Annotated in this window: 9 protein-coding genes; 4 read left to right on the top strand and 5 right to left on the bottom strand. The window is 65.4% G+C overall.

Annotated elements, in window-relative coordinates:
• Positions 1-319: 319 nt before the first annotated feature.
• Positions 320-1,726: a neutral/alkaline non-lysosomal ceramidase N-terminal domain-containing protein gene (locus J8F10_RS36770; RefSeq protein WP_210663210.1), complete on the bottom strand. Its 1,407-nt coding sequence runs from the start codon at positions 1,724-1,726 to the stop codon at positions 320-322.
• A gap of 156 nt (positions 1,727-1,882) precedes the next feature.
• Positions 1,883-4,882 carry a DUF7133 domain-containing protein gene (locus tag J8F10_RS36765; protein WP_210663208.1) on the bottom strand — a complete coding sequence of 1,000 codons (3,000 nt, stop codon included), beginning with the start codon at positions 4,880-4,882 and terminating at the stop codon, positions 1,883-1,885.
• 145 nt (positions 4,883-5,027) lie between these two features.
• Here J8F10_RS36765 and J8F10_RS36760 point away from each other — a divergent pair, with 145 nt between their 5' ends.
• A complete protein-coding gene (locus tag J8F10_RS36760; protein WP_210663206.1) occupies positions 5,028-7,268 on the top strand; it encodes a hypothetical protein in 2,241 nt (746 codons plus the stop codon).
• Between the two features lie 75 nt (positions 7,269-7,343).
• Here J8F10_RS36760 and recJ read toward each other — a convergent pair whose 3' ends face one another.
• Positions 7,344-9,122: a single-stranded-DNA-specific exonuclease RecJ gene (recJ, locus tag J8F10_RS36755; RefSeq protein WP_210663204.1), complete on the bottom strand. Its 1,779-nt coding sequence runs from the start codon at positions 9,120-9,122 to the stop codon at positions 7,344-7,346.
• A 292-nt stretch (positions 9,123-9,414) separates the two neighbouring features.
• Between recJ and J8F10_RS36750 the strand changes: the two genes are divergently transcribed.
• The 3 genes from J8F10_RS36750 to J8F10_RS36740 all read left to right on the top strand — a co-directional run bounded on the left by J8F10_RS36750 (position 9,415) and on the right by J8F10_RS36740 (position 11,023).
• Complete coding sequence (locus J8F10_RS36750) at positions 9,415-9,933, top strand: hypothetical protein (RefSeq protein ID WP_210663202.1); 519 nt, start codon at positions 9,415-9,417, stop codon at positions 9,931-9,933.
• A 157-nt stretch (positions 9,934-10,090) separates the two neighbouring features.
• Positions 10,091-10,666 carry a helix-turn-helix transcriptional regulator gene (locus J8F10_RS36745; protein WP_210663199.1) on the top strand — a complete coding sequence of 192 codons (576 nt, stop codon included), beginning with the start codon at positions 10,091-10,093 and terminating at the stop codon, positions 10,664-10,666.
• A gap of 126 nt (positions 10,667-10,792) precedes the next feature.
• On the top strand, positions 10,793-11,023 hold the full coding sequence (locus J8F10_RS36740; protein WP_210663197.1) for a hypothetical protein: 231 nt from the start codon (positions 10,793-10,795) through the stop codon (positions 11,021-11,023).
• Between the two features lie 493 nt (positions 11,024-11,516).
• Here J8F10_RS36740 and J8F10_RS36735 read toward each other — a convergent pair whose 3' ends face one another.
• Together J8F10_RS36735 and J8F10_RS36730 are read right to left on the bottom strand one after the other, a co-directional pair.
• Positions 11,517-16,238 (bottom strand): glutamate synthase-related protein, encoded by a 4,722-nt coding sequence (locus tag J8F10_RS36735; protein ID WP_210663195.1) that lies wholly within the window; start codon positions 16,236-16,238, stop codon positions 11,517-11,519.
• A 554-nt stretch (positions 16,239-16,792) separates the two neighbouring features.
• Positions 16,793-17,923 carry a S1C family serine protease gene (locus tag J8F10_RS36730; protein ID WP_210663192.1) on the bottom strand — a complete coding sequence of 377 codons (1,131 nt, stop codon included), beginning with the start codon at positions 17,921-17,923 and terminating at the stop codon, positions 16,793-16,795.
• Positions 17,924-18,042 lie beyond the last annotated feature (119 nt).

Here is an 18,042-nt window from a genome sequence, read left to right as displayed (position 1 = left end):
GGCATGATTAGTTGTAATTCCTACACCGCCAAACGCAGTTCTTTCCACCTTTTTTCCTATTGACCGTGCGCACGGTCCGAGCAGGGGCCGCCGCGCGGACGAGCGAAGCGCGTTTTCGCGATTGGCACGGGGCGTGCTTTAACTTCTTTTGTTCTCAACCGGCACCGCCGAAGAGATGAAACGGGGCTGGAACAGAAGAGGCAGGTGGACCGCGGCCGGAACCGCGATCCCCATAACTTCCGGTCGGTCGTGAGTCATTCGAGGAGGTTGCGGAAGATCCGCTCCACTCGCGTGTCCCGCGACCGGCCGGTTGTGTTTTTCACTTCACCAGTACGTCCTTCAACAACTCGCCGATCGCTTTCTCGATCTTCACGGACGCATCGACTTCCAGGAAACTCGAGCGGGCACGCCAGGTTTCGTAGCCGCCGAGTTCGTGGTGGGCGGGCGTGGGCAAGTAGCCGAAGTAGCCGTTCGCCAGGGACACGACGCAGGTCGTTTTGAGCGCGCTGTTCTTTTTGATAGCCAGACCGATCTCGGTGAACACCTCGCACGGGATCGCGACGATTGCGGAACTGCCGATCACCATGACTTGGAGCGGAACCTTCAGTTTGTCGGGGTACCGTGCCATCTGCACCGTCTCGTGGGCGTAGGTTTCCTCGGCGGTCTTCAACTCGCGCCCCTTCGCCTTGTCCAGAATCGCCACCGCGCGCTTTATCTCGTCGGGCGTCGGCTTGCGGACCCCGAGTTCGATTTCCTTCGTGGCGATTTGCAAGTGGGTGCGGCTGCTGTATTCGGCTTTGCCCAGCGCCTTCACCGCGGCGGTAGCAACGGCGTCCGCGACGACGCGCGATTGCTCGCCGGGCTGGAGCTTGGGCGCGGGCTCGCGGAAGTTGATGTTGTTCACGTCGCCGCTGGTGCCGTTCGAGAGCACCCCGACGAACCCCTTGCCGGCTTTGAGCTTTTGCCCGACGAGGTCCGCGAACACGCCGAAGTAGTCCGCGGAGAGCGCCGGCATGTCGCCGACGTAGTGCAGCGAGTAGTTCGCGAACAGTGCGAGCGGCTTGTCGTCGGCGGTCCGCAGCGACATGACCGTCACGCGCGGGTCGGTCGGCCCCGCGGGTTCGAGGAGGTCCATACTCGCGCGGGGCGGGTTCATCTTCACTCGGCCGGTTTCGCTGCCGAACGGGTCGAGGTTCTTCACGCCCGGTTTCATTTTCCACCGGCGGTTGAACACCTGATTCGGTTCCTCGCCCACGCCCCACGCGACTTTCGCCGGCACAAGGTTCTTGTGCGCGTGCTCGATGCCCTCGGCGATCTTACGCGCGAGGAACTTAGAGTAGTCCCGCTCGGCCTCGCTGCCGAACACGCTCGCGACGGTCGGCGCGGTGTGCGTGTGGGTGGCCGAGACGAGCACGTTTGTCGCGGGGATGCCGGTCTTCTTCTCGGCGAGTTGCTTGGCTTCGTCCATGAGTTCGCGCGGGATCACGCAGCTATCCACGACCACGATGGCGAGCTTCGTGCTGCCGTCATCAAGTACGAGGCAGCGCGCGTGGAGCGGGTCGTGTGCGGAGTTCGCCTTGCGGTCACTGAACCCGCCGTTCACGGAAACGGGGAACTTCTCCGGCGTGACGTCCATTGCGTAGGCGCCGGCGCGAAACTCCGGCGGCGCGGCCGGCGCGATGGAAGGAGACAAGAGTGCGAGCAGTAGGGCAGCGATTCGACGCATGAGAAAGAACCTCGGGGTAGACTGCTTCCGGGAGAGACTTGTGGTGCTGAAATCATGGCGCGAGCGAACGGCGCGGCGTAAGCCCGCCGGTGGTTTTAGCACTACGGCGGGCTTACGCCGCGCCGTTCGCAAGGTTTCAACACAACAAAAGGAGGCTCACTTCGGTTTCGGTTCCGCGAGCGTGCCCAGGTACGCCAGCAGGTCGGCGATTTCGGCGTCCGTAAGTTTGTCGAGCAACCCGGCGGGCATCAGTGACACGTCGACCAGCTTCTTGGACGCGATGTCGGTCCCCGCAATGCGCACGGTGGTGTCCGCGCCGGTTTGCAGAATCACGCCGTCGGTCGCTTCGTACACGATGATGCCGGTGTAGCTCGTATCGTTCGTGGTCGTCACGCGCACGGGGCGGTACCGCGGCGGCACGTCCTTGTTCGGCTGAAGGATGGCCGTGAGCAGGTCGTCGCGGCTGAAGCGCTTCGTGATGCCGAGCAGCGACGGCCCGATCGCGCGCCCGCCGTCGTGACACGCCGCACAGGTCGCCTTCGCGAACGCAGCGCGCCCGCGCTCGGCGTCGCCCGCGGTCCACACGATGCCCGCGGCCCGCTTCTGCCAGGCGGTCGCGTCAAACCCGTCGTTGGCGTCGAGTGCCTTCGCCGCGTCCGGGTGCTGCTTCACGAGCCACGCGGCCCAGGCTTTTTCGGTCGATTCGACCTTGTCGCGGGTGTGCTTCTGAAGGAACGTGAAGAGCGCCGCGCGCGTACCGGCGTCGGCCTTCGCATCGGGGAATCGGCGCAGCGCACGAATCGCGGCGACGCACACGTCTTTGGTGTCGGTTGTGGGGAGTTTAGCAAGGGCATCGGCCGAGATGCGCACGAGGCCCGGGTCGAGTGCTTTCAGTCCGACGACGAACTTGGGGCGGTCGGTGTCGCGCGGATCGTGTGCCAGCACGCGCAACACCGCATCCTCTAAGCCGGGGCGCTCCCACAAGTCGAGCAGCAACCGGTCCACGTTCGCGCGCGGCACACGGGCGAGGAACTCCACGACGCCGGGCGTCCAGTCGTAGCGTCTGTCTTTGGCGGCACTCAGCACGAACCGTCTCGTGGCATCGTCCGCGTCCAGTTTCAGTGGGCGAACGAGCGCGGCGTGTTCGGGGCGGCCGAACTCCCCGTGATCGACGACCGCTTCGTTCAACTTGTGCCAGTTGTTCCCGAACCGGGTCAGGATCTCATCGAAGCGCAGCGGCCAGTGGCGGTCCAGGGGCACCCCGCGCGATTTCACCTTCTGTTGAAGGCCGAGTAGTGCGGTGGCGAGTTCATCGGTTCTCGGCGAAACGAATTTGGAACTCGTGCGTGCGGCCGCGATGAGGTAATGGAAGTCGTCGACCGGGTCACTGTCCTTTCGGATCCGGTCGAGCGTCGCCCAGCGCGCGGGGGGATCGAACTCACCGCCCAGAATCGCGAACAGGCGCCCCGTTTCGAGCTCGACGTGCTGTTGAGTAGACTTGCGCACCCGCTCTGTGAGACCGGCACGGAGTTGACGAGCCAACTCTTTTGGGATCTCATCGCGAAGTGTATACCCCTCCCACACGGTGCCCACGCTGTCTTTCGCCGTCAAATCGCCGTGGGCGAGGTGAACGATACGCATCGCGGCGATCAACTCGTTCTCTGTCGCTTTTGTGTTGTCGAATACCCCGAGAGCAACTTTGATTGCCCACACGGGTTCATCAGGTGCAGTGACGAGCGCGACCGCGATTTGCGCCGCGGTCGGCGGCGCGTTGTTCGGCACGTCACCGACGGGGATCGCCAGTGCGACCGCGGCGCGAGCGGCTGCGGCGCGCATCAGCGGATCGGCCGAAGCCAGGTTCGATTTAACGGCGTCGATGAGGGCGTCGCTCCACGACATTTTCTCGCGGTAGCGCGCCATCATTTCGAGAGCGTGTCGGCGCTTCCTCAAGTCTTCGGCGGTATTCGCTGGTTTCCGGGGATTCGGCTCCGCGGCCGTGAGCCACTGTTCCGCGCTTGCCTTGGCGTAATCCAGCGACCGTTTCGCAACCGGCAGCGGCTTCGGATGCGCTTCCCCTTTATCGAAAGTGATCCGGTAGACGCCGCCACGAGTGCCGCGCCCGCCGATGCTCACGAACAGCTCGCCCGTTTTGGGATGAACCGCCAGTGCGGTCGGCGCGAACCCGCTCGTACCGACCGCTTCGGCAAAGACTTCCGGCGCGCCTGTGTAGGTCGAATTGTTCGCGGCGAGTGGAACGTGGTGGATGCGCCCGAACGTCCAGTCCGCGAGGAAGAATCCGCCCTGATATTTCTTGGGAAACTGCGAATGCAAGTAACACGCGACTCCCGTGGGTGATCCGCGGCCCAGTGTGCAGACCGGCGGCACCACGTCCGGAAAGTACGGCGGCTTGCGCCACGTTTGCGCGCGTTGCGGCGCGCGCCAGCCGTAGTTCCCACCGGGCACAATGTGATAGAACTGACACGGTTCGTACCAGGGAAGTCCCACGCAGCGCTCGTTGTCCGAGTCGTAGGTGAACGGCTCGCCGTCGCGATTGAAGTCGAACGAGTACGGGTTGCGGAACCCGTCCGCGACCACTTCCACGCTCTTGAAGTCGGGCGAAATGCGGACCAGCACGCCTGCGATCGGATCGCGCACGGGCGAACGCGCGTCGGTGATGGTGGTCTTCCGCACCCCGGCCATGTTGCCGCAGAGGAGGTACAGCCAGCCGTCCGGTCCGCGGCGCACCGCGTGGGCGTCGTGTTCACCGGCCGTTTTCAGCGCGAGAATCGTTTCGGGCAGTCCCTTCAGTTTGTCTCGGCCGTTGTACCCGCGATAACGCTTTAACCCGCCATCCCCGACCACGAAGAGCGAATCGCCCTCCGCGAGCAGACCCATCGGTCCATCTTTCAGTCCGTCGATGAGATCGACTGCACGATCCGCACAACCATCGTTATCGTCATCGACCAGCACCCGAACGTACCCGCGCCCCGCGATCAGCACGCGGCCCGCGTCATCAATGGTCATCGTGTAGGTGTCGGGCGCGACGGGGTTGTCTGCGTACAGCTTCGCGGTGAACCCCGGTGGGAGCTTCAGATCGGTCACCGGCGCGGGCGGAGCCGCAGCCGACGCGGACAACAGGAGAAGGACCGCGGTCATGTTCCGAGGCTCCGGGTTGTTTCCGGGGGAGGGCACTCAGGTCCCCCGATCATTTCGTCACCAGCTTACGGCTTTTTTCGGAATGTTGCACGAAGCGAGCTGCGGCGCGCCACTAACTATGGTGCCCACCGTTGAGGAGCCACATATGCCGCGCCTGACGCTTCGCACCCTGTTGGCCTACATTGACGACACGCTCGGTCCGGTCGAGACGCGCAGCCTCGGTCGCAAGGTCGCGGACAGCGAAGAGGCCCGCGAACTCGTCGAGCGCATCAAAAAGGTCACGCGCCGACGCGGGCTCAAAACGCCCGTACCCGCCGACGCCGATGACGAAACTGCCGACCCCAACACGGTCGCGGAGTATTTGGACAACCGGCTCGATTCGGACACGCTCAAGCAACTCGAAGAGACGTGCTTGGCCTCCGACGTTCACCTCGCGGAAGTGGCCGCCTGTCACCAGATTCTGACGCTCGTGCTCACGGAACCGGTGCGGGTTCCCCCGCGCGCCCACCGGCGCATGTACGCGCTCCAGAAGGCGCCCGCGTCGACCCCGCACCGGCGCCCGAACAAGAAGCTGCCCGTCGGCGGGGTGCGCTCGCCCGAACCCGGGGGCGCCGAGATCGACGACGCGGACGCGGCGCTGCTCCTCGGCATGAAGCGCTACTCCGCGGCCACCAGTTGGGCCGCGCGCTTCGCACTCTTTGGCGTCGGGGCGGCGATGTTGGCCTTCCTCGCGGTCGCCGTGTACATGGCGCTCCCGCACCAGTCCCCGAAGCCCCCCGAGACGACGCCGGGTTATTCGTTCGCGCAACTGACGCCTGAGCCGGACGTGGCGCCCGGCAAGCCGAAAGATCCCGAGCCGCCCGCCAAGAAACCGGGCGACCCCGTCCCGATCGACCCGAAGCCGAAAGACCCCGACGTGAACGCGGCGGTTGCGGTCGCAGTCGCCGTCGCGAGCGAGGCCGCGGCGACGAAGCCCGGTGATCCCGGCCCCGGACTCGGCGACCCCGTGGCCGCGCCCGATGCGGCGGTGCGCGAGATCGGGCGCGTCGAAACCAACCGCGTGCTCGTTGTGGCACAAGACCCGGGGAAGCCCGGGGCGTGGTTGCGCCTCCGGGCCAAAGGTGACGGCGACGAGGTCGTGGCCTCGAACGCGCCGGTAATGGCCCTGCCGGGTTACAAGGCGAACCTGCTGATCGGCGAGCGCGACAAACAGGTGCAGGTCCACTTGTGGGGCAACGTGCCGGAGCAGCTCCCGTACCGGGTGTTCGAGTCGCGCGTGACGTTCCACCCGCCCGGGGCCGGGTTCGATGCGGACCTCACGCTCGTCGGCGGGCGCATTTACCTCAAGAGCAAAAAGCCCGACGGGGACAAGAAATCGGCCGCCCGTAAGGTGCGGGTCCGCGTCGCGAGCGAGGTGTGGGACGTCACCCTGACGGACGAGAAGACGGACGTGCTCGTCGAACTCGTCTCGTGGTTCGAGCCCGGCACGGCCTACGCCCGCACGGGCGGCGCAGCGCCGAAGCTCGAGGCCCGGGTCGCGGTCCTGAGTGGTACGGCCGCGTTCACCTCCCCACGCCGGTTCCGCACGGTCGATAAGTTCGCTGTGAACACGCAAATGACCTGGGATTCCGGGTCCGCCGTGCTCACCGAGGCGAAGCCGATCACGAACATGCAGGAGGCGACCGCGAACCCGACCTTTGACGGCAACGAGCAGCGGATCATTTCGCGCCTCCTGACGGACACGGCCGACCGGGTCACGGAGCGGAACGTGACGCGCCAGGTCATCGAATCGCGGCTCGACCCGCCCCCGACGGCCGTCGACCGCGACCTCATCGCGCGCCTCACGGTCTATTCCCAGGCGGCGCTCGCCGATTGTTCGCCCGCCGGGGGCGACATGCTCAAGACCCTCGTGGACGTGCTGAAGTCGGAACTGCCGTGGTTCGCGCGGCAATCGGTCGTCACCGCGCTCACGGTTTGGGTCGCACGCGATCGGGGGAACACGGCGATTCTGCGCGCGGTGCTCGTGAGCAAGGAACTCGGCGAGGACAAGGACGACGAGGACGCGGCCGATCGCCTCTTGCGCTTGCTCCGCGGTTTCGTTTCGCCGACGAAACCCGACCCCGAGCGCCTCGACGAGTTGGGGAAGTTGCTCGCGGACAAGAGCATCCCGGTGCGTGAAGCGGCCCTGTGGAACATCGCCGCGGTGGACCTGGAAGTGTGGCTTCCGCCGCCGGCCCTCGCGAACGTCGGCGCCGTCGGTGCGGCGGTGAACAGCGACGACTACAAGAAGTTCCTCGCGACCTGGCGCGGAAAGATCGAAATGTTGAAAAAACGCACCGCCCCCGTGCCGTTACCCCAACCTGTACCGAAAGAAGGGAAGAAATGAGAGTGAGCGGGCGAAGGGGTGAAAAGACAGATTCCAAGCGTTTGTCTTTTCACCCCTTCACCCGCTCACTCTTGGTTATACCAGCGACACCATTTTTCCGGGCTTCAGGTCGATCACCTGGAGCTCGATCTTTTTGTAACCCTTCCATTCGTTGATCTTCGGCGTGAAGGCCAGGCAGCAGTCGCCGTTGCTGCTCATCAACTCTTCCAACCGGTCGGCCATGCCCCACGCGACGCAGCGGATCGTCGTTTCGCCCTGGCGCACGCGGAAGTCCATGTGGCGCTGCACTTCGCCCGTACCGATGAGGCGCGCGCCTTCCACCTTCAGTCCCGACGCGAGGAACTTCGGCTTCGGGTTCGCAGCGCCGTAGGGTTCCAACTTGTCGAGGTCCTTCAGTAGCCCGAACGTGATGGCGGAGAGGGGAACTTCCGCGTCGAGCGTGAGTTGCTGGGCCGGCGCGCCACCGGGGTAGTGGCTCGTGACGTAAGCGTTGAATCTATCGCGTAGAGCCGGGATGCGTTCCGGGCGCACCTTGAAGCCGGCCGCCGCCGCGTGGCCCCCGTGCCCTTCGAGTACGTCGTCGCACGCCACGAGTGCGGTGTGGAGCGCGAACCCGGGGACGCTCCGGGCGGAGCCCGTGGCGACGGCCTCGTTCGGCTGTATCGCGATCACCAGTGCCGGTTTGCCGAAGTAATCCACCAACCGGCTCGCGACGATCCCGACCACGCCGGGGTGCCAGTCCGTGGAGCCGACCACGATGGCCGGGTCGTTCGCGAATTGTTCCTCGACCATCTCTTTCGCGGCTTGGGTATATTTGCGCTCGTGCGCCTGTCGGTCACTATTCATGGCTTCGAGTTGTTGCGCGAGCTGAACCGCCTTGACCCCCGAGGTCGTCGTCAACAACTCGACCGCGAAACTCGCGCAACCCAGGCGCCCCGCGGCGTTCAGTCGGGGGGCGAGTTTGAATCCGACGTCTTCGGACGTCAGTACCTGGTCCGGCTTCACTCCGCTGGCGTCGAGGAGCGCTTTGAGCCCCGTGGAGGGGTTCGTGCGGATGCGCTCCAGCCCGTGGCGCACGAAAATTCGGTTCTCATCGCGCAGTGGGACGACGTCGGCGACCAGACCGAGGGCGGCGAGGCCGACCGCGTCGAGCAGGAGTTCGCGCATTTCGGCGGGCACCCGTTCCGAACCGCAGGCGCGCTGCGCGACCGCCCACGCCAGTTTGAACGCGACCCCGGCCCCGGACAGGTCGCCGAACGGGTACGGCTCGGGCGCAGGTAACCGCGGGTGAACGAGGACCGACGCCAGCGGGAGAATGGGGCCGTCCAGCCCTATCTTCATCTCGTGGTGGTCGGTGATAATCAGTTCCAGGCCGATGTCGCGCGCGACCTGGGCTTCCGCGAGGCTCGCGATCCCGCAATCCACGCTCACCACCATCGAGACGCCGGAGCGCTGCAGGTCGCGCAGCCGCTCGCTGTTCAGCCCGTACCCTTCGGACAGTCGCAACGGGACGTGAAACTGCACGTCCGCTCCGAGTTTGCCGAGGATGCGGAGCAGCACGGACGTGCCGGTCACGCCGTCCACGTCGTAGTCGCCGTACACGCAGATGCGCCGCTTGTCCGTAATGGCCCGTGCGATGCGGTCCGCGGCGTCCCGGACCCCGGGTAGCGCCATCGGCGGGAGCAGGCCCCCGAGCGGTGTTTCGAGGAACCGGCGGGCCGCCGCCGCGTCCCGCACGCCGCGGTTGATGAGGAGCTGCGCCACGACCGACGACACCCGCGCCGTCCCCGCGAGCCGGTTGGTCGCGGTCGGGTCGGACGGGAGCAGGTGCCACTGCTTTTCTGCACGGGCCACGGGTCGGTCCTCGGGTCGTTCGGCGATGACCCTGTATTTAGAACGGATGTCCACTGAATCAGCAACCCCAACCTGCCGGAGTCGGGACGCGGGCCGCCGGCGCGGTCGGCGCGCGCGGCAGATGCGCTCTTCTCGCGCGGGGCGGCGCGCGCGGCGCGACCGCGCCCCCGCCACCCGACATTGTCACAGATTTCCTTCACGCGCTTCACGAATCCGTCACGGCCGGGTCGATGCGAGAAACCGTGAGTTTGATTTCTTCACGGCAACTCAACTCTTTCGGAGGATACCCATCGTGACAGCCGCGTTCCTACTCATGACCTCGGCAGCACTGGCCGGGGCCGATCCGGTTGCCCAACCTCCGGCCGCGGCGCCCGCGCCGGTCGTGGTCTCCGGGGCCGGGTGCAGCAACTGCGGGGCCCCGGCCCCGTGCGATTGCGGGAGTACCAAGGTCGGTCTGTTCGACAAGCTGAAGGCCCGCTTCGGCAAGAAGTCCCACGACTGCTGCGCTCCGGCCCCGGCCCCCGCGCCGTGTGACCCCTGCGCCGCGGCCAAGCCCAACCTGCTCGACAAGCTGAAGGGGCGCTGGACCAGCAAGAAGTCTCACGGCTGCTGCGCCCCGGCCTGCGACCCGTGCGGCGGGGCCGCCACTGTGGTTCCGGCCACCCCGCCCGTCACCGGGGGCACCACGACCCCGCCGAAGGAAATGCCGAAGCCCCCGACCACCCCGCCGAAGGGCGGCGCCAGCATCCCGCAACCGCTCCCGCAAGTGAGCGGGGCGAGCGGGCTGGCCGGGAGCACCAGCCCGTACTGATCGCTGACCAGTTTTTGACCCGCGCCCCCGCCGGCCGTTCACCTTGAACGGCCGGCGGGGGCGTTTTTTCCGCCCGATTGCCAACTCTTCTCTTCCACCGACGCGGCCCGGCATTAGTATTGCCAAGAGACGGAAAACGCCAACGGGGTTAGCACGGATGAACGGGGCATCTCCGGGGCTCGGGGCCGAACTCGCAAACAAGATCGCTCGGCTCGTCGAAGAGCGCGGTTGGAACCAAGAAGTTTTTGCCCGGATCGCCCGCCTGAACCGGCACACGGTTCGTCAGATCCTCCAGGGCGGGCCGAAGCGCCAGCTTCGGAACCTCACGGTCAGTCAGTGCGCAGACGCACTCGGTCTGACAGTAAGTGAATTGCGCACGCTCCCGCTCGAACGTTTGTTGCCGCGCATGCACGGCAAACCGGCGGCCGACGAGGAGACGCTCAACCTCCTTTACGAACGCGCCCAGTTGCCCGAACTCGTCGCCTGGCTGGAACGCAACCGCGACCGCGCGATCGAGCTGCGCCCGGACGAGGTGCAGGAACTCCTGGACATGCAGGCCCCGGGCGGGCCGCTCGTGAAGCTCGGTGTGGACACCTGTGTCGATCTGATCGAGCGCCGGCGGCACCTCGTCTGCCGCGTGAAGGAGATCGCGGGGACCGAGTATTTCGAGTTCCTCGAACAGTTCGTCAAGCTCATCCACGAGAAGGTGAAGCCCCCCGGGCGCCGGGGCTGAGGTCGTTAAAAAGTTTTGGACCAACGCTCCAAAAAACCACTTGCTCGCACTTATGAGGCCGTTAGCGCTGGCGGCAGCGCCTTCGCCGACGACGCCGCTGTGCGGAGCCTGCTTCGAGTTGTCACGTTGGGCACGGTCGGCCATCTGGCGGCTCCTGCACGCGCCTTTGACCGACTAACTCGATTGGCAGAAAAAGAGAAGTGGACGGACGATACGCCGGTGCCACCAACTGTGTTTGGGCCGATGTGGGAAGGCGCGCCGCCGGATTGGTGGACCGACAACATTCTCAGTGACTTGCTGAACGAATCGACCATCGAAACCGAAGCACACGACGAAAGCACGTCTCCACTCAAATAGCCTCACCAGAGCCGTCACCGCGGTTTCAGAGGGAGCCTTTCGACTCCCTTGCAGCGCCATTGTCGTACACATCTCCGCAACAAATTCGCGTTTTCGGATCGGAACTGTTTGCAAAAATTCGTCCACTAGTGTACAATTGATTAATTGGGGCGTGCCGGCGGAATATTGGCGCGCCCAACACCCGAGTGAAGAGAGTGATTGCGGGTAACGAGATGCTCCAAACGCGAGGTCAAACCGCAGAAATGTTAGTGAATGTTAGCAATTGGCGCGGGTTTTGAGATGGGTGTCCGTGCCGGAAACTCTGAAATGGCAACAGGTTAGATGGTTTTATCGGGTCCGCGAGGTCGCTCGGACCCAGAAATGTTAGCAATTGTTAGCCGGCAGGTGCGACACACTCAAAAACGAGGGGCGCACCTGTGTTCGGAGGGCTAAAGTTATCGTTTCAACAAATCGCCCTTGCGATGAAGGAACGAGCTGGAACTCGCGGGGCCGATCACCCCGCGTTGGTGCCGGCCGTTTTGAGGTCTTCCATCGCACGGGCCACCGCGAGCGGCAGTACCTTGCGCAGTCGGCGGCCGCGGCGCACGTCGGCCCAGTTCTTCAACAGGTACTCGGCCTGACGGCTCCCGGTCCGCGCGAAGTACTGGTGCAGCAGCGGGTGCATCCACTCGTAATCGACGTGGGCACAGTCGATCACGGTCACGCTCTTGCCGTGCAGCTTCGCGGGCACGTCCGTCTTCGGGTCGAAGATGAACAGCTCGCCGCCGGTCATGCCCGAGCCGATCTCGTTCTCGACCGGTCCCAGGATGAGCACCTTCCCGCGCGTCATGTACTCGCACGCATACTTGCCCGCGGCCTCGGCCACGATTGTCGCGCCCGAGTTGCGGATGCCGAGTCGGTGCCCGGCGCGGCCGCCGATGAAGATGGTTCCGCCGGTCGCCCCGTACCCCACGTTGTTGCCGGTCACGCTCTGGATTTCGCCACCGTAGTTGCTGATGGTGTAGTCGAGCGTGACGACCACCGTGCCGCCGGAGATGCCCTTTGCGACGCCGTCTTGAGCGAACCCACGCAATTCCAGATCGAGCCCGGTGACGCACCAGGCACCGAAGCTCTGCCCCACCTCTCCTTCGAGCCGCGCCTTAATCTTGCGGTGGTTCGGCATCCCCTCGCGGCCGTACAGTTTCGCGATCTGGCCCGCGACCGTCGCCCCCACCGCGCGGTCCGAGTTGCGCACCCGGAATACGAGGTCTGCGTTCTGAGCGGTGTCGATCGCGTCGAATGCGGCCGCGAAGAGCCGGTCGTTGAGCGACCCGGTAATGTCGCACAGCCCGCGGCCCGGGGGCGTCTGCGGGTGCGTTTCGGCGAGCCGCGACAGGGCCATGTCGGGCTGAATGAACTTCGAGAGGTCCAACAGTGCGGGCCGCGGGTGCTTTTCCTTCAGGTCCGTGCGCGGGACCAGCAGGTCCGAGCGCCCGGTGATCTCGGAGATGTGCTTGAACCCCATACGGGACAGCAACACCCGCACCTCATGCGCGACCGCGTGCAGATATGCCTTCGTGTGTTCCGGGTGCCCCTTGAAGATTTCCGGGCTACCGGTGATCCCCGTCGGGCAGTTCGGGATGTGGCACGACTTGCACACGATGCACCCGACCGACACCATCAACCCCTGACCGAAGCTGAACTCGTCCGCGCCGAACAGGGCGTACTTGATGACGTCGTGCCCGTTCTTGATCCCACCTCCGACCCGGAGCTTCACGCTCGTGCGGAGTCCGTTCACGACGAGCGCCTGATGCGCTTCCGCGAGCCCCATCTCGCTCGGCAACCCGGCGTGCTCCTTGCTCGACACCATCGCGGCGCCGGTGCCGCCGTCGATACCATCGATCTCGATGATGTCGGCCCCGGCCTTCGCCACGCCGACCGCGATGGTCCCGATGTTCTCCACCGCGACCAGCTTCACCGAAACCGGCGTGCCGGGCTTCACCGCCTTCAGGTCGTAGATGAGCTGCGCAAGGTCTTCGATGCTGTAAATGTCGTGGTGCGGCGGCGGGCTGATGAGGTCCGTACCGGGCTTGGCGAACCGGATCTCCGCGATCTCGGTCGTCACCTTCTTGCCCATCAACTGGCCGCCCTCGCCGGGCTTCGCGCCCTGCGCCATCTTGATCGAGATCTCGTCCGCGTTCACCAGATACTCGGCGTCTACCCCGAACCGGCCGGACGCGATTTGCCGGATGCGACTGCGGAACCGGCTCTTCGCAATGTCGCCATCCAGGGTGTAAATCTCCGGGTGCGCGACGCGCTGGGCACGCACTTTCTCCCAGAACGCGCCGTAAGCCCGTTCCGGAAGGTCATTGCGCCAGCGAGCTTCGCCACCCTCGCCCGAGTTGCTCGTCGCCCCGAGTTCGTTCACGGCGGCCGCGATCGTCATGTGCGACGCGCCGGTGAGCGCGCCGTGACTCATTGCTGCGCCACGGAAGTGGTCCGCGATCATCGAGCCGGCGGGTTGAACGTCTGCGAGGGGCGTAATCTGCGCTCCCGGCTTGATCGAGAAGAGGTCGCGCAGCACCGTGGGCACGCGGGTATTCACCATGTCGGTGAACTTGATGAACTTGTCGGCCACGCGCTGGGACGCGCCGGGATCATCGTCGCTCGGTGGGGCGGTGTAGGCCATCTCCCCGCCGCCCTGTTCGGGTTCCGGGTGTGCCTCTTTTACTGCGTCGCGGAGAGCCATCCGCACCTTCGCGTTGAAGGCGTGGTAGTCGCGGTTGCGGCCCAGCACGGTCATCTTCTCGGCCTGCTGCACGCGCCACTGGGCGTCGTCCACCAGTTCCGCGAACCCGATGCCGCTCAAACGACTGGGGAACTCGCCGAGGAACGCCATGAGGTCCGGCCCGAACCCGACGGCCTCGAATAGTTGTGCGCCGCGGTAGCCCTCGATGGTGGTGATCCCCATTTTGGAAATCACCTTCTTGATCGTGTCTTCGAGCGCCGCGAACAGGTTCTCCAGCGCCTCGCGCGCATCGATCTTCAGTTCCTGCTTCGAGTCAGGGTCTTTGAACGTCAGCCCGTCCTTCACGAGGCGGAGCATCAGGTACGGGTGAACCGCGTCTGCACCGAACGCGACCAGACAGCAGATGTCGTGGCCTTCTTGGATGTCGCCGGCCTGCACGATCAGGCTGCACTTATCGCGCAACCCCTGGCGGCACAGATACTGGTGGACCGCACCGAGCGCGAGCAGCGACGGGATCGGGAAGATCCCGCGCTTGCACGCTTCCTTATCGGAGAGGCAGAGCACGTGGTACCCGTCGTGAACCGCCTTCTCCGCCGCGCTCTGGAGCGCGACGAGGCTCGAACGCAGCGCGTCCGTACCGCCCTGGAGCGGGAACGTCGCGTCGAGCAGTTTGAAGCCGAGCACCTCGTTCTGCCGGATCTCCTCGACGATCGCGTCCGAGATGACGGGGGAGGGGAGTTCCATTTGGCGCGTCGGGAGTGCTTCCGCTTCAGCGCCTCCGGTCCCTGCGGCGCTCGTGAGCGGCCCGCGCCCCAAATAGGTCGTCAGCGACATCGCCCCGCCCTCGCGGTACGGGTCGATGGGTGGGTTGGTGACTTCGGCGAACGTCTGTTGCAGGTACTTGAACAGCGTTGGGTGGTGCGCGCTGAACACGGTCAGCACGCGGTCGTGGCCCATGCTCGACAGCGGCTCCTTCTTGAGCTTCGCCATTTCGCGCACGAACACCGCGCGGTCGAAGTCCCAGCCCGCGGCTTGGAGCAGGTGGTCGAGGGACCACGAGCGGTCCGTGAGCATCGCGCCCACGGTATCGTCCGTTTGTCGGGTGTAGTCGAACCCTTCGGGGATGATGATCTGCCGGCGGTTCAGGTCGCGCACGTCGCCGAGTTCGCTCTGCGCTTCGGTCACGACGCGGGCCATGATCTGGTAGCTGTCGAGGCGCTCGCCGGTTTCGGTGTCGAGGGCGATCATCTGCCCCGGCTGGAGTTGCCCGCTTGCGACGATCGTGGTCGTGTCCAAACCGAACACCCCGGACTCGCTACCGATGTACAGCCACCCGCGACTGTCCGAGCACCAGCGCACCGGGCGCAGCCCCATGCGGTCCACCAGCCCGACGAGCATGCGACCGTCGGTCCCGATGATACCCGCAGGGCCGTCCCACGCGGCGAGGCTCCCGAACGTGCGCCGGTAGTAAGTAAAGAGGTCGAACGCCTCTTGTCCCCACACGTCGGCTTCGGTGTCCCACACGGGCGGGACGGAGAGCCGCAGCGCGCGCAGCAGGCTCCAATTCTGCTCGCGCATCAGGTACTCGACCCACTCGTCGAGGCTGGCCGAGTCGCTCATTTTGGGCGTGAGCAGGTCGCCCCCGGGGAGCGGCGGCTGCAGCCCGCGCGCGAACGCCGACACCGCGTTACGGGTAGTGCGGACCGTGTTGATTTCGCCGTTGTGACAGGTGAGCCGGAACGGTTGCGCGAGTACCCAATTCGGGAAGGTGTTCGTGCTGTACCGGCGGTGGAACGTGGCGATACCCGTCTCGAACGCGGGGTTCGTGAAGTCCTGGTAGAAGCCCGCGAGCTGCCCGCTCGTCATGAGCCCCTTGTAGCCGACGAGAGATGCCGAAAGGGACACGACGTAGGCCGCGAGCTTGGCGGTCGCGAGGCGCTCGCGGAGTTCGAGGCGCGACAGCACGAGCCACCGATCGGCCGCGACCGCGTCGCCCTCGACTTTGAACAGTGCTTGTTCGATGGCTGCCGGGCGCGTGGCCCGCGCTTTCGCCGGGAGCACGTCGTTGTGTACGGGGACCGGGCGGAACCCGAGGAACTTCACCGGCCCGCCGGAGAGTGCGTCGCGGACCAGCGCCCGGACGGCGTCTGCGCGCGCCGGCTCGGTCTCGAAAATGAACAGCACACCGACCGCGATGACGTCTTCGGAACGCAGGTCGCGCGCGCCGTCGAACCGGAGTCGCTTGGCCTCTTCCTTAAAGAAGGCTTGAGGGGTAGCGAACAGGAGCCCCGCGCCGTCGCCCGCGTCGCCGCACACGCCCCCGCGGTGCTCCATTGCTTTGAGCGCGCCGATCGCTTTTCGGAGAAGTTCTGCGGACGGTTTTCCGTCCCGGGCGGCGATGCCGCCGATGCCGCAGGCGTCGTGGCCCACTTCGTCGGTGTAGAGGAGGTTGCCACTGCGGACCCGTTCTAAACCGGTCGCGTTCATCGGCGCCTTCACCTGCTACGGGGAGAGAAGGAAATGTCTCGATTTCAAAAATTCTAACGTTCGCCACAACGGGGTGGCGGGCACCGGTTCATCTTCGTTCACGGCGGGTGCGGTGGCAAGTAGCTCGTAACGCTGAGAAACGAAAGATTTTTGCGCGGCCGCTTGCAGCGGGTCGAACCGGCGTGTAGAACACGTTTGATTTTAACAGCCCGGCGGACGGGTCGTCCGAAATTACTCGCGAGTCGAGACCGCGCCCGCTGTTTATTCAGGCCGCCCGAAAGGGGCTTAACCGAGGGGAACCGATCATGGATTTCTTGAGCAGTTGGTGGACGATGGGCGGGATGTTCGTCGCCCTGTTGGTGCTGATCGGGCTGATGCTGTTCCTGCGCGGCAACCGCAAGGACGACGAGTAATCTGCTGATCGGCGCCACTCGACCTGAACTCAAACGCCCATCTCCGCTGATCCGATTTGGCTCGCGACAGAATCAAAATCAAACGAAGAAGGGCCGCCACGAATGGCGGCCCTTCTGTGATTATAAGAACGGTTTCGTTGCTTACGGTTTGTTCGACCGAACCTTTTGCCCGCTGTAATCCCCCACCACTATCTCAGCGTCCAGGGCCTTGCGGTCGCGCCACACGGTGAGCTTGATCTTTTGCCCCGGGGGCAGTGCCGACACCACGTTGATGAGGTGGTTCTCGTCCCGCAAATCCACGTCCTCGATGCGAAGGACCACGTCGCCGACCCGGAGCCCGGCCGCGGCCGCGGGCGTGTTCGGGTGAACGATTTCCACCAGCGCGCCGCTCACGCGGTTCAGCCCGAGGCGCAGGGCCTCGGCCGGCTCAATCGCGCTCGCGAGCTGCACGCCGAGGTACCCGCGCGTCACCGTACCCTTCTCGATGAGCTGCCCCGCGATCCGCTTTACCAAGTTCGCCGGGATGCTGAACGACACGCCGCTGTTGTTCCCGCTTTTGGACGCGATCGCGGTGTTGATGCCGACCACGCGCCCGTCGAGATCGACCAGCGGGCCGCCACTGGAACCCGGGTTGATCGCGGCGTCGGTCTGCAGGAACTCCTTGATGCGGATCGTCGAACCGAGCGAGATCTGCCCGCGATCGGTCGCGGAGATGATCCCGTGCGTGACCGTCTGGTTCAGCCCGAACGGGCTACCGAACGCGAGCACCCACTGCCCGCGTTTCACCCGGGCGCTGTCCGCGAGTTCGGCGGCGGGGAGGGTGGTGTCATCAATGTTTAGCAGCGAGAGGTCCGATTCCGGGTCGCCCCAGATCCGCGCCGGCTGCACGATTCGGCCGTCCGAGAGCGTGACGTATACCTTCCCGGGTGATGCCGCGCCCACGACGTGGTAATTCGTCACGACGACCACACCGTTCGCACCGGGGAACTTCACGATCACGCCGGAGCCGGATTCCTCGACCGGGTCCGACTTGCTCGCACCGGAGGGCGCCGGCTTCACCGCGTCCACGGCCACGACGGACGGACCGAGCTGCTTGATGACCACCTGGAACCGGTCGTGGGGGAGGCCGGCCCCGTTCGTCGTGTCCATCGGGGCCAGTCCCCGGCCGGTCCCTGCGGAAGCGCTCCCCCCGCGCACCAGGGACTCGGCCGCCAGCCCACCGAGGAACGAGCACGCCATAAATCCGGCCACAAGTAGCAGTTGCCTGCGCATGACGTCCGCCTTGAGTGAAAACTGGCCCGGCACGGATACTTCAAGGCACTCGTGCCCGTTCAACCGCTTCCACTTTACTCCCCCGTACTCTCGGTGCGCGAACTGTGCCTGGGAGAAAC

This window comes from Gemmata palustris, assembly GCF_017939745.1.
Classification (GTDB): domain Bacteria; phylum Planctomycetota; class Planctomycetia; order Gemmatales; family Gemmataceae; genus Gemmata; species Gemmata palustris.
This window is presented reverse-complemented; position numbering and strand designations above follow the sequence as displayed.

Coding starts and splice junctions, on each gene's coding strand:
- J8F10_RS36770 (WP_210663210.1), bottom strand. CDS start 1,726: ATGCGTCGAATCGCTGCCCTACTGCTCGCACTCTTGTCTCCTTCCATC.
- J8F10_RS36765 (WP_210663208.1), bottom strand. CDS start 4,882: ATGACCGCGGTCCTTCTCCTGTTGTCCGCGTCGGCTGCGGCTCCGCCC.
- J8F10_RS36760 (WP_210663206.1), top strand. CDS start 5,028: ATGCCGCGCCTGACGCTTCGCACCCTGTTGGCCTACATTGACGACACG.
- J8F10_RS36745 (WP_210663199.1), top strand. CDS start 10,091: ATGAACGGGGCATCTCCGGGGCTCGGGGCCGAACTCGCAAACAAGATC.
- J8F10_RS36735 (WP_210663195.1), bottom strand. CDS start 16,238: ATGAACGCGACCGGTTTAGAACGGGTCCGCAGTGGCAACCTCCTCTAC.
- J8F10_RS36730 (WP_210663192.1), bottom strand. CDS start 17,923: ATGCGCAGGCAACTGCTACTTGTGGCCGGATTTATGGCGTGCTCGTTC.